The sequence below is a fragment of the Yersinia sp. 2553 StPb PI genome (assembly GCF_052217105.1).
Classification (GTDB): Bacteria; Pseudomonadota; Gammaproteobacteria; order Enterobacterales; family Enterobacteriaceae; genus Yersinia; species Yersinia enterocolitica_E.
The window spans coordinates 625243-638426 of the sequence record NZ_JAZGPX010000002.1; the positions used below are offsets into that span (position 1 = coordinate 625243).

A 13184-nucleotide genomic window follows, 5' to 3' on the forward strand; every position below is an offset into this window, starting at 1 on the left:
TTTTTAGCCGCACAGACTTTTTTTGACCAATTTTGGTGTGAAGTTTAACCAAACGAATCGAATTTCAATTTTTTCTAAATGAAACACTAGACATATCATCGCGCTATAGATGATAATGCTGCCCATTGGAAGGATGGCCGAGTGGTTTAAGGCAACGGTCTTGAAAACCGTCGACTGTAACAGGTCCTAGAGTTCGAATCTCTATCCTTCCGCCAAATTTAAAGCCCAAGCTTATTGCAAGCCTGGGCTTTTTGCTTTTTCAGCGGGAACAAACAGAGAGCGGCTATTACTTGGCCTGCGCCTCGAGAGTAAATGTCTCTTGAATCACCGCCATCTCTTTAACCATGATAGTTTCCGTACGCGCTTTTGCCACGCCACGGCAGCCTTCACCATAGTGTTCACCTTCCCAACGCCCAACCAATGCTGCACCAACTGCGTTACTCATCACATTAGTGGCAGAACGGCCCATATCGAGGAAGGGATCAACACCCATCAGTAGAATCAACCCTGCTTCCGGGATATTGAACTGGCTCAACGTTGCGGCAATAACCACTAATGAAGCACGTGGAACCCCCGCCATGCCCTTAGAAGTCAGCATTAGAATCAATAACATGGTGACTTGCTCACCCATGCTCAAATGGATATTACATGCCTGAGCAATAAATATGACCGCGAACGAACAATATGCCATGGAGCCTACAAGGTTAAAGGAATAACCAATCGGCAACACAAAACTGGCAATTTTGTTGGATACGCCAAACTCTTCTAATTTCTCTAACGTACCAGGGAAGGCCGCTTCAGAACTTGAGGTGGTAAAAGCTAACAGCGCGGGTTCGCTGATGCCTTTAATTAAGCGCAGCGTGCAGCGGCCAATCAGAAGTATCGAACAACCAATCAAAATAAGCCACAGCAGGCCGAGGGTGAGATAGAACTCGCCCATAAAGATACCGGCACTGACTAATACACTTAAGCCACGCTCAGAAATCATGGCTGAAATGGCAGCGAATACGGTCAGAGGGGCAAACAACATGACGTAACCTGTGAGTTTTAGCATCAGGTGTGCCAACGAATCTAATACCGAAACGATAGGGGTAGCTTTTTCACCGATGGCGGACAGGCTAATTCCCATAAATATAGAGAACACAACAATTTGCAGGATTTCATTGCGTGCCATCGCATCCACAATACTGGTTGGGATAGCGTGTGAGATAAACACCTTAGCCGAGAATGGTACTGGTGCGATACCGTCAACAGCGCTGGCAGTTTCCGCCACGAAGTTAATCCCATCACCGGGTCTTAACAGGTTAACAATCACCAACCCGAGCAGAATGGAAATGAATGCGGCGCAAATGAACAAGAACAGCGTTTTTGAGAAAACGCGTCCTAAGGTTTTGGCATCCCCCATTTTGGCAATCCCAACCACTAATGTTGAGATGATTAATGGAGCAATGATCATTTTGATCAATCGCAGGAAAATATCGGTGAAAATAGATATTTCAGATGAGTATGATTTAGCGAACTCAGGGCTGCTAAAGGAATTAATTAAAAATCCGACAATAATACCTATTATCAGACCCAATATGATCATTGTGGTCAAATTTTTTGATTTCATAAGGATTCCATTTATAAGTAGGGTGGTATCGTTGCTCTAAACTTAATTAATAACAGTGCTGATGTTGTATTTGCCTCTATATTAATCACGGTGCAGGACGAAGCGAATGACGCAGCGCAGTGCACCGGATTATTAGAGTGTTTTTTCTATTGCTACAGTTAATGAAATACTAAATGCTAAACTCGAGTTTCAATAATGGTGCATGTTGCTGAGCACCATAGACGTCAGTATCGCCTACTGCACCCGATACCAGGCTACGCGGCATGACTACCTTGACAGCATTGGCGGGATCGAACCAAACAATGCGGTGTACAAATTTGGGGTCAATTTTATAGAGTTGCGCAATCAGTTCTTTTTTAAATTGCCCTGATGCTTTAATGCTTGAATATATCTCTTTATCCTTAAATAAAATGTCCAGCACTAATTCATAAGGACCGGCATTTTTCGATCTGACAACGTGTGCCAAATCTAAAATTGATTTTTTCATGCTACCACTCCTTCGGTTGTTACATTTTCCAGGCGGAATTTAAATGGAACTTCTGGTGTGTATTCCATCAAATGATAAATGGAGAATTCATAAACCAGTCCCGCTCGAATATCTGACGGAGAGAATGGGAAGGCCAAATTACCCGCAGTAGCTATTCGCCCGGCATAACCATAATGAAGCAGAGTAGAGCGGGCGAGTGAACATATGCTATCAGCCATGGCTTGAGTCGGGGCGACAACATCCAGCAAAATACCCAATTCATAAGAAGTGGTATCCGGCTCTGGCTCCATTTTGCCCATGACACCGTTCTTGCCGTACAGATGAAAATTGAGCTTCACCGCATCAGGATCGATTTTGAGGTTTTTTTCGACACTGTTGCGTACTTCGACCAAAATATTATCAATACCGGCAATCATAATGGAATCACGGGTGCCGGCAATACTCAGGGTACGATAGCCCACCGGACGTGCGCCTTCCAACTTCACGGTGTATGGCGTGTTTTCATGTACTGACCCGCTGACACGAACCTGGCCGTTGCCGACATTTTCAAAGCGACAGGCTTTCAGGTTCAACACGCCGCCGGGGCCGGGTAAGAAATATGGGTCAGATTTTTCATACAAGGTATGTGCCGCGGCCGAGGTTTCGGTAAATTGACGTTTCTCGTTGAAGGTTTTTAAGGTAAAGCCAGTTTCGTCCAGAATACCCATTGCGCAGTCGGAGCCTGATCCCGGTGTTGCTGCAATAGCAGCACATTCCAAAATCTTGCCACAATGCAACGCCAGACCTTCATCGAATCCCCTCATAATCGGTAACGCCGCAAAGCAGGCGGGATCATAAGCACGGCCACCTAACACCACTTGTGCGCCCGCTTGCAATGCTTCCTGAAAAGGCTCGATCCCCATTTGAGCAACGATATAGGTTGTGGCATCAATGGCTTCATGAGTCAGTTCAGGGACAAAATCCAGCGACTGAATCTTGCCGGCATCAAGGGCGGCGTGCACCACTTCTTTACTGACGTCGGCAGGGATAACAGCCAGCGTAAAGTTGAGCGATTCCTCTTTGGCAATCTCTAAAATTATCTGGCGACACCACTCCAGGTGCGGTGCAGCCCCTGAACCACCCGCAGTACCGATAACCACAGGAATACCATTTTTCACCCCTGCGGTTATCATATAGCGCAGATCGCGTTTTACTCCAGCGCGGTCGGTAAAAGGTTTACCGGCACCCAAATAGTGAGGGCCGGGGTCAGAGGATCCAGCATCTACGGCGATTAAATCAGGTGACTCCTCCATCGCTTTCATAAAGCTCTCTTCCGGGAATCCGTACCCCAAGATGGCCGTTGGTGAGAGAATTTTAAAGGTCTTAGACATATCAGTTAGCCTTTGCATTAAGTTGCGCGATGGTGCGAGACATCTCGTTGAACACAATGTTCATCCCTTCATCAAAACCCATCCCCGGTTTGATTAGCATCCGCATCGGACGGGAGGCGATAGCGACATGCACACAGGTGCGAGCGCTGATATCGGTTTCGTTACAAGTCCCCCCCTGGTACGCTTCCATCCCTTTTTTATTGCAGTAAAGAACCGCGTCCACGATGTTGTGAATACTGCCCAAATCAGGGGTTTTGATCTGCACCATGTGACAACTACCCGCATCAGTAAAATCGATGATGTCTTGATAGGTGTTACACCATTCATCGGCCACAATTTTGACTTTCGAACCGAGTTTTGCCAGATTGCGGGTAATCTCAGTTAACAGGCGGATTTGGTCTGGTTTATTGCCCGCATCAACCGGCCCTTCGATATACAGATCCAGATCGCCGGCTTGTTCTTGCAGACTGGCGATATATTCAGCGCACCGCATTGGGTCCATGTCAAAAATCAGGCCAATGGTGCCGTAAACATCAATATGCAGATTCGGTTTGTAGTTAGGATCAACGCGCAGTTCAGCCACGCGTTTGGCTAACCAACTCACATAGTCACGCAGTTTTTCGCCATTGCGGCCCAGTTTTTCATCAACGTTGTTGATAAGACCATGTGGCAGAACATCGACGCCTTTAACGATCATTTTATCCACAGCGATATAACGGTCATCGCCACTTTGACCAAACAGCGGAATAGGTTTGGCAACCAGCGGCAGATGCCATTCGTCACACACTACCTCGGCTTTTAAACGCCCGGTAGCTAACGCAGTGGCATCCAGCAATGCCTGAGAAAGGCCGTAACGAATGGCGGTATGTAGCTGTTTGCCATCAATGGTCACGTCGTCAAAGAAACGGGCATTCAGACGAAACTCACTGACATCGCGCCCTTCCAGTAGGGGTTTGATATGTTTTTCTAAGAAAGGAACAAAATTTGCTGCGATAAACAAAGGATCACGACCACCAGCGCCTGAGTATTGCACTGCGGCACAGTCACCCACTGCCACGGCCCCATTTTCTAAAATTAATTGGATGTTGACGCATTCACCTGCCTGCCGAATTGACGTGAATCCCTCAGTCACCGGCTTGCCTTGATAGATAAACCCATCCAATTTCGCGCCATTTTTGATTGCTTGTTGGTCATCGAAGTAGAAAGATGAGTAACCTGCGGTGAACAGAGCGTGTTTGATTTTCATTATGGTCTTCCTATTAATTTACTGTGGGATACAGCGTTAATGTCATCAATAATCATTTGGAATGAAGGTACACGGCCTTCTTCTTTAGCGCGTTCAGCAACAAAATCATGGTGGAGTGCTAGTACATCTTCAGGCAGGGGTACTGAACCCGGATCGAAGACGCGGATGGCGCCATGGTTATCGCGGATAGGCATCATTTTGCCGGAGTTACAGGTGGCGGGGGCAAATGGCACATCAAGGACTCCCGCTTCAAAGGCACGTACGGTACCTATCGCAATATCGCCCTGACCCAGTTCCAGCACTTTGTTCATAACGGCGCGAACTTCACGTTTAATCAGATCAACCTCGCGATCGACCTCCAGACAAGGTGGGAATTTTTGGTCACGAACCATGTTCAGCATTTGGTTCGAGGCTCTTAATCCTTGACCATTTGCCTCGGCAGTTGGGATCCCGTAGGCCTCATGTGGGCTTTTGGTAATCACCTTGGTAGCACCGGCCATCCCCGCTACTGCGGCCCCCCAAGAGATAACCGCGAATGCACGGGACTCATCTTCTGGGAATCCCCCCATCCATTGATGGAACACGGTACTCAACTCGTAATTGTCGTAGCCATTAGCGTGGAAATATTCATGAGCCAGCTCGCGTAATGATTGGATAGCCGCGATATCTTGCACAATATTACCCACCTGGCCGTAGCCCACGGTGATAGACCGGACACCTTGTTCCAGCGCGAGTAAACCTTCAATAATCGCGACCGCATGGGACACAAACGGCGGGATTAAGGTGCCGGTCAATGGGCCAAATGGCTCGCGGTTAATACGAATACCATGCTCTTCATATACCCCAATCAAGCGATCGCAGTACTGCCAGTCACGAATGGATTTCTCCAGCGTTACGCGTTTTGCATAAGGAATGTTGTAGGAGATCCCGCCGCCTTCGTAGCTGGTAAACCCACTGGCCATTGCTATCTCGGCCAGCAGCCGTGCATCAGGTGTTCCGTGCCGGATCTGCAATGGTTTAGATAAGCTTTCAGTAATGCTGCGACAAGCTGTTACACCGTGGTTGACGACCGGTAAACCATTGAGTTTTGATGTCCCTGCTTCGATAGATTTTTGGATGCCGATGGCTGCATCTTCGTAACGGTTAAGGCGGGTATAGGCATCAATCGTGGTGGGTAGGAGGTCGCAATCTTTTTGCAACGCTGTCAGCAGTGCGATATGTTCTTCGATTAATGCGACCCCAGCACGAGGTTGGCTCAACGTAATGCCTTGGCGGTCTGCTTCAAATAATGCCCGGGCAAAATTTTTCGACTCAGGAATTGTTTGCTGATACTTAACGCCATCTTCAAATTTCTCAACGTCTTTGCCGGTGTGCCACGTTTGTAAGACGTGAAAACGTTCTGACATAAAGTGATCTAAAGAAATCTTTTTGTTGCGAAGTTCCATCATGACTCCAGTTTTTACTTGTTCAAAATTCGAACGCCAGTTTGGGCGGCAGCTTTAGGAAAGCGACGGGCGACATTGGCGAGCAGGGGAAGTAAACCTTGTGTATCTCTGTAATATTCAAACTTGCCGGGGAGCAGAACCTGCTTGCCCTCATCATCTAAATTGCGATATTTCAGCCAGTTATGAATATCGAATGATTCTGCTCGGGATAGCCACCCGCCAGTGCCAATCACCTTTTTAACCAGGCTTAAGTCGCGACCGACCTGTAGGTCAATATTGCCTGCGCAGGTACAAACCTGTGTTTTTTTGCCCGCATGACGTTCAGTGGCATATCCGACACAAATCCCAGCCAACAATTGGTCGAAAACAACTTCTTCGTCGCTACGGGGTAAATAGCCCGGATGCGCAGTGATATGGGTTAAATATCGATAAAAAGCATCAATTTGGTTTTGTTGATGTGAGAAGTAATGAGCAATCATCGGCATACCGGTTTCGCCGGCATTCATCGCTGAAACGCGCATCCCCAGGTCACCTTCGACGGTTCGTTTAATCAGCGGTTCTGGGATCCCGTGTATCACGGTGTCGGGCAGCATATGACTGTTATAGGAGGAGTAAACATCGGTGGTGGCGCCCCCCATATCTATCAACATGAACGTTTCCCAATCGGGCACGTATTGGCGAATTTGTTGTACCAGTTCGAAGACTGAATAGGGCGTAGGCAGTGGGTCTTCACCCGTTTGATCAACGATGACGTCTAAACCTTTCCCTCTAATAATCTTTTTGAGGAAAATGTTGCAAATAGCCTTACGCGCATCAAATGGATTAGGGCTGTCGAGATTGGGCAGCACGTTATTAACGATGGTTAAATCTTTATCACCGAGGATCTCCAATACGTCATCTTGCAAGTCGCGATTTCCGGCATAAATAATGGAGCACTTCAATTTAGATTGAGCCAATAGTTTCGCGTTAGACAGGCCATGAGCGTAGTCACCGCCGTCAGTACCACCGGTAAATAACAGGATATCCGGCGGTGATGCTTCTAAAGCCCGTACATCTGATTTATTCAGGTTATAGGCGAAGTGTTGTGACACTTTAGCCCCCGCAGAATGCGCGGTGACCTTGGCGGATTCGAGGGTAATATTGGGCACCAGCCCAATAGCAGCAACCGCTAATCCGCCTTTGGCCGATGAGGAGTAATCAATATTGACCTGCCCTGACGCTAATAAAGGGCGTGCATCGGCAACATTCAGGATCTTATTCAATACCGAAAAAAATCCTTCAGCCAAATGGTGTGGCGTAGTAGGAGATAATGCATAATTCTTCACATCAATATGGTCATCATCTCCCACCTCGAACACTGCCCCTTTTGTCCAGGTGGAGCCGATATCGATAGAAACGGTGATCATTGCACGCCCCCAGCCGCTGCTTCTGGTTGCATGGCATGTTCAATATCGCCTTTCATTAAAGAACAGACTAATTCCAAATCAGTGTCGGGTGCGAAGACGCGGTTGAATCCCATCTCTTTGAATTTTGACTCAATTTCTGAGAATGCATGTTTACCAATAACCAAATTTCCGCCGACATACAGCAAGATTTCGCCAATTCCGCGTTCAATGCAGTTCTCACGCATACCAATACAATCCACTTCACCGTGCCCATAGATAGAGGAGATGACAATGGCGTGAGCACCGGTTTCAATGGCAGCATCAATATATTCATCCTGACTCACCATCACTCCGAGATTGATGACGTTGAAGTTGTGCATTGTAAACACTCGGTCTAGCACCTTATTACCAACAGCATGGCAATCAGCACCAATGACGCCAATAACAATTGTTGGATTTTGCATGTTAAGTCCTCTATGTAGATTACGATCCGTATATTGGTTTTGTGAGTAGAGAGCTAAATTTATTTTTTTTAGCCCTCTACGCGTAAATCAAGATTATCTATTTTATTCTTCAGGTATCGATGGCAATTCACTGGGAATTGGCTGGCTTATAATGTGCTTTTCCAACAAATTAAATACAATTGATTTATTGTCAGGACATCTTGAAAAAAATAAAAAAGCAAAATAAATTATTTTAAATTGGCAGTTTAGATTGAGTAAATTCTTTAAAATCAATCTATTGTTTATGTTATTTGTTTTTTGTTAATGCATGGTTATAAATATAATTAAAAATGAATGTGATTATTTGGAGTGAAAGTGTGATCTATATAAAAGTTATGGGTTAATTCTGTTTGTGTGATGCTGATCATATTTATATTTCTAGGGTTTAGTTTTGTTTTCTGTTGGTTGGCTATATTTAATGAATTAATATGAGATATTTTATAGATGTGAGAGTTATAATGTTAAAAATAATAGTGAGTTATTATCACATTAGCTGAATATTAAAAATCAATGATGTTTGCGAAAATAATATGTTCATCAACGCACGCCACCCACAACCATTTTGACAATATGAATATGCGGATAGTGCTTAATTATCTGTGGTTGATGCAGTGTGCTGATAAGGCGGTCTAGATCGTGTCGTTGATGATTGAACAGCAAACCAATAACGCTGCCACTGTGGGCTACGTTCAAACCATAAATTCCGCTGCGCTCAACGATATCCAGTAACTGATGAAATTCAGGCTTAGGCAGCATTGACTGGCTGGCGACGGCACTTAGCGTGGTGGCTTCGCCCAAACGATAGTGGCACTGGGTATCGTTAGCCTGTTGAAACAGTTGCATAGCATTGGCTAAGTTGGCTGCCTGTTTAAGTAACAAGGGTTGGCGATTTCGTTTATGGAACTCTTCGGTTAACAGCGTTTGTGTACTTTCAAGTAGCAGAATGTCGATGTCGGGTCGCCAGGTAAAGGGATGATGATTTTGCGCGGTCTGGTGATCAAAAAGGGTGAGATCTTTAAATATCGTGCTGTCGGTGGGTTCAACTGCCACGCAGAGTTTGGCCAGTGATTCGTCACTCAGTGATTTACCCAGTAAGCGGCTGGTCGCGATAGCTGTTGCGGCAATATCGGCGGTGCTACTGGCTAATCCTTTAGCCACGGGAATAGTGGATTCAAACGCAATGCAGATATTCTCGCTATATTGGGCAGGCTCGCCAAAATGCGCCAACACTTGCCTGACCATGTGACGCATACGCGGTCGTTCACGCCAGCTCGGTTCCCCTTCGGTAACTGAAACGGTGCTAAACCAGTTAATCGGGCAAGAGATAAGTTTTTCTCCGCCAAAAATCCACCCTTGGATCAGTTCACCGCAAGAGGCTGGGCAACGGGCTTCAGCCATGAGAAACAGCCTGTGGCCAGAGTGTAATGGTCTAATCATTTCGGACACTTTGTTAGAGATATAATGAGCAACGCTAACGAGGTGAAAATGCGAAGAAAAACGTTTACCCATGAGTTCAAGCAGGAATGTGTCAATTTGGTTCTGCAGCATAAGTACCCGGTGACCCAGGCTGCTGAAACGATGAATATAGGCCTTTCAACATTACAACGCTGGTTACGCCAATATCGCGGAGAAGTGAGGGGAGATACTCCCATCGCCACCGCGATCACGTCTGAACAACGACGAATACAGGAACTTGAAAAGCAGGTACGTCAGTTGCAAAGCGACAATGACCTGTTAAAAAAGGCTTCAGCCTTCTTCGCCATGGAAATGAACAACGACAAAAAGTCGCGGTGAAGCTGAAGAAGGCCGGGGCAAACATCCAGCAAGTATGTCGATGCCTGTCGCTCACGCGCAGTGTATTTTACGCCCGAAGCCGGCGGCCAGCCCTCAGAGCAAATGTTCTGATGCTTCATGCGGCGGCTAAGCATGTTCATGCTGAAATGGATGCGACGTATGGCAGTCGGCGCATGTGTATTGAGCTGCGTGAACAGGGTTTTAACGTTGGCCGATACCGTGTCCGTCAGATAATGAAGACCCTGATGCTGGTTGCGAAGCGTCCCGGACGTCATCGCTATCCACGTGGTGGTAAACCGGCTGTAGTGGCGGCTAATCTGTTGAATCGACAGTTTAATCCAGAGACATTAAATACCTGGTGGTCAGGTGATATCACCTATCTTCGTACCGCTCAGGGCTGGTTATATCTGGCTATTGTCATGGACTTATGTTCAAGAAAAATAGTGAGTTGGGCCTTCTCGGACAAACCGGACAGCGCCCTGACTATCCGGGCATTACGACTGGCGGTTAATAAACGACGGCCAACAGGCCCAGTCGTATTCCATAGCGATCAAGGTGCTCAGTATACTAGCGCCCAGTTCCAGTCCTGCCAGCAGGAACTTGATGTGACGGGCAGTATGAGCCGCAAGGGTAACTGTTTGGATAATGCCGTTACGGAGAGGTTCTTCCGCAGCCTGAAAGCAGAGAGAGTTAACTACCGTCGCTATGAAACCCGAAGTCAGGGCATTGCGGACGTTATCGATTATATCGACAGTTTTTATAATCTGAAGCGTCGGCATTACCGGCTGGGCAATATATCGCCGAATGAATATGAACGCCGATTACAACAATGTGCCTAAATCCGTGTCCGGTTTTAGTTGACCATTACAGATGTGGTCTGGATGCCTGATATAACTGACGGATTGAATGCCGTTCTTATGCACTACTGGCCCCTTGGAACAAATAACTATTGCTGACAACATACTCAGATTGCCTGCAATAGTGGTTCATGACTGATATCAATTTGGTGGGCAGTAAAAGCCAGAACATCACTAAGATTGACGACATGACCAATCACTAACAGTGCGGGGGCATGTAATTTTTTACGTACAATTTCATCTTTTAGCGTGGTCAGTGTCCCTTTTGCTATCTCTTGCCGTTGCTGGCTGGCATACATCACGGCGGCGGCGGGGGTGTCGGGTGATTTACCTCCGTCGATTAGGCGTTGGCAGATCTCCTCTTGTCGCGTCATTCCCATTAATACGATTAACGTCCCATCCAGTTGGGCCAAAATATCCCAGTTTTGTGGTTCATTTCCCTGACACATATGCCCGGTGACCACATGAAAGCTGGAAGCGTAGTGCCGATGGGTCACGGGGATACCGGCATAGGCTAAACCGCCAATAGCTGAGCTGATACCTGGAATTATCTCAAAAGGGATCTCTTCATGGGCAAGTGCCTCGGCTTCTTCTCCACCTCGGCCAAATACATAAGGGTCGCCTCCTTTAAGACGAACAACATTTTTCCCCGCCAGGGCATGCTCGACCAAGATTTTATTGATCTGTTCTTGTGGGACTGGATGATGATTTGAGGTTTTCCCCACATTAATAATTTGGCAATGGGGTGGTGCTTGAGAAATTAACTCAAGATTAACCAGACGGTCATGCACAATAACTTGAGCTTCACGAATGGCTAGCAATCCTTTTACAGTGATTAGAGATGCATCCCCCGGTCCCGCCCCAACTAACAATACTTTTCCTTTACTCATTCGAGCAACCTTTATGGCCGATAAGATTTTTAATTTTATTAAAATTAATCACCAGAAATGCGTTATATAAAAACGGCATATGATTATTAAACTCCGCATCATTATTCATAAATATGAGATTATATATTTGACCTTGCTCCCAATATTTAATCATTTTATGGAATGATCTCTTTCAAATATTTCGCATTTGATGTTTGTTTTTATAACTATATGATTTTCATATTAAATTATGGTTTTATTTTATTTGTGTTAACGCTAAAGCATCAATATTTAAATGTGCAATGTCCTTCGTTATAGTTTTGGTTTATTCGCTTATTTTTTATCTTTAATATGATATTGCTATTGATAATCATGAGGGCTATCACAAAAATGACGGAGACCCATGTCTATCTAAATAGAAATGTGTATTTTAAAAATCAAAAAAAGAAGCGTCGCTATCAATATTTGAATATTAGTTGTGCCCAGGTACACAACTATTTAATCGGTGTTTTATGAAATAATGGGTGAGCTATAATGCGGTGTAAAATTCCTAAAACTGATTTATTAGTGACATTTGAAGGGCTTTGTTGAATAATTCGGATTTAGATAAAAGCGCCTCTCGTCACTGACTTCCTCAGGCAATCCGCACACTTTCTGGCATCCCTGCACGCGTCATTTTGTTTAAGGCACGGATCATGGCCATAGTTTCTCCAACCTGCGCATCGTAATCCCTCAACGTAAGATGCCCACCAAACAGCTGTTTTACGCGGTACATCGCCGTTTCGGCCACTGAACGCCGGTTATAAGCCGTGTGCCATTTCCAGTACGCATTGCTCCCAGTAAGCCGTTGCCTCGCCACCGCCTGATTTCTGTCGGCATACTCCACCGGCCAGTAGCCGGCGCGCGTTCGCGGCGGGATAAGCGCCTTAATTTTCTTGCGCCGCAACTCGTCGTGGCACCGCTTTGTGTCATAAGCCCCGTCGGCACAGGCAGCCCTGATTTTCCTGTGCGTCTGACGGATAAGCCCCGGGAATGCCTCTGCATCAGTCACGTTGTTTAGGGACAGGTCAGCGCAGATAATCTCATGCGTATCAGCATCCACCGCCAGGTGCAGTTTCCGCCAGACGCGGCGCTTTTCCTGGCCGTGTTTTTTCACCTTCCACTCACCCTCACCGAAGACTTTTAAGCCGGTGGAATCGATAACCAGATGGGCAATTTCACCGCGTGTTGGGTTTTTGAAAGGGATGCTGACGGATTTAGCCCGCCTGCTGACGCAGGAATAATCCGGGCAACGGAGCGGGAGCTTCATTAGGGTAAAGATGGAGTCAATGAATCCCTGCGCAGCGCGAAGTGTGAGGCGAAAAACGCGTTTGAGCATCAGAACGGTTGAAATGGCCAGCTCAGAATAACGTTGCGGACGACCGCGTAAAGACGTGTTGGGCTCGTCATACCATGCCTGAATGGCCGACTCATCAAGCCAGAATGTCAGTGAGCCCCGATTGACAAGCGCCTTGTTGTAGGTGGCCCAGTTGGTGATTTTGAACTTTTGTTTTGCCACGTGATATCGCTGCAGGATCAGGAGTGTGGTGATCTGATCCTAACTACGGCCAAAAGTT

At 46.4% G+C, this 13184-nt stretch carries 12 protein-coding genes and 1 tRNA gene; 3 read left to right on the plus strand and 10 right to left on the minus strand.

Features of this window, described 5'->3' with window-relative positions; translation table 11 throughout:
* Positions 1–127 precede the first annotated feature (127 nt).
* Positions 128–215, plus strand: a tRNA-Ser gene (locus tag V2A84_RS04085).
* 71 nt (positions 216–286) lie between these two features.
* Here the strand turns inward: V2A84_RS04085 and V2A84_RS04090 are convergent.
* The 8 genes from V2A84_RS04090 to V2A84_RS04125 form a co-directional block, all read right to left on the minus strand.
* Complete coding sequence (locus V2A84_RS04090) at positions 287–1612, minus strand: dicarboxylate/amino acid:cation symporter (RefSeq protein WP_083158306.1); 1326 nt, start codon at positions 1610–1612, stop codon at positions 287–289.
* Between the two features lie 169 nt (positions 1613–1781).
* Positions 1782–2099 (minus strand): DUF4387 domain-containing protein, encoded by a 318-nt coding sequence (locus V2A84_RS04095; protein WP_083158307.1) that lies wholly within the window; start codon positions 2097–2099, stop codon positions 1782–1784.
* On the minus strand, positions 2096–3469 hold the full coding sequence (locus V2A84_RS04100) for an acyclic terpene utilization AtuA family protein (protein WP_442848624.1): 1374 nt from the start codon (positions 3467–3469) through the stop codon (positions 2096–2098). Before V2A84_RS04100 ends, V2A84_RS04095 begins: the two co-directional genes overlap by 4 nt.
* Before the next feature lies 1 nt (position 3470).
* On the minus strand, positions 3471–4715 hold the full coding sequence (locus tag V2A84_RS04105; RefSeq protein WP_102970385.1) for a methylaspartate ammonia-lyase: 1245 nt from the start codon (positions 4713–4715) through the stop codon (positions 3471–3473).
* Positions 4715–6160, minus strand: coding sequence for a methylaspartate mutase subunit E (locus tag V2A84_RS04110; RefSeq protein WP_083158309.1), 1446 nt, complete (start codon positions 6158–6160; stop codon positions 4715–4717). The genes V2A84_RS04105 and V2A84_RS04110 overlap by 1 nt, the downstream gene beginning before the upstream one ends.
* A gap of 14 nt (positions 6161–6174) precedes the next feature.
* A complete protein-coding gene (glmL, locus tag V2A84_RS04115; protein ID WP_083158310.1) occupies positions 6175–7566 on the minus strand; it encodes a methylaspartate mutase accessory protein GlmL in 1392 nt (463 codons plus the stop codon).
* Positions 7563–8009: a methylaspartate mutase subunit S gene (gene glmS, locus V2A84_RS04120; RefSeq protein WP_083158311.1), complete on the minus strand. Its 447-nt coding sequence runs from the start codon at positions 8007–8009 to the stop codon at positions 7563–7565. The genes glmL and glmS overlap by 4 nt, the downstream gene beginning before the upstream one ends.
* A 576-nt stretch (positions 8010–8585) precedes the next feature.
* On the minus strand, positions 8586–9446 hold the full coding sequence (locus V2A84_RS04125; protein ID WP_083158312.1) for a GHMP family kinase ATP-binding protein: 861 nt from the start codon (positions 9444–9446) through the stop codon (positions 8586–8588).
* 63 nt (positions 9447–9509) lie between these two features.
* On the opposite strand from V2A84_RS04125, the gene V2A84_RS04130 reads away from it, so the two are divergent.
* Together V2A84_RS04130 and V2A84_RS04135 are read left to right on the plus strand one after the other, a co-directional pair.
* Entirely contained in the window at positions 9510–9842 is a 333-nt protein-coding gene (locus V2A84_RS04130; protein ID WP_442848610.1) for a transposase, read from the plus strand.
* A complete protein-coding gene (locus V2A84_RS04135) occupies positions 9839–10681 on the plus strand; it encodes an IS3 family transposase (RefSeq protein ID WP_442848611.1) in 843 nt (280 codons plus the stop codon). The genes V2A84_RS04130 and V2A84_RS04135 overlap by 4 nt, the downstream gene beginning before the upstream one ends.
* Before the next feature lie 125 nt (positions 10682–10806).
* Here V2A84_RS04135 and cobA read toward each other — a convergent pair whose 3' ends face one another.
* Both cobA and V2A84_RS04145 read right to left on the minus strand, forming a co-directional pair.
* A complete protein-coding gene (gene cobA / locus V2A84_RS04140; RefSeq protein WP_083158313.1) occupies positions 10807–11589 on the minus strand; it encodes a uroporphyrinogen-III C-methyltransferase in 783 nt (260 codons plus the stop codon).
* 613 nt (positions 11590–12202) lie between these two features.
* A complete protein-coding gene (locus tag V2A84_RS04145) occupies positions 12203–13126 on the minus strand; it encodes an IS5 family transposase (protein ID WP_226717630.1) in 924 nt (307 codons plus the stop codon).
* Positions 13127–13184 lie beyond the last annotated feature (58 nt).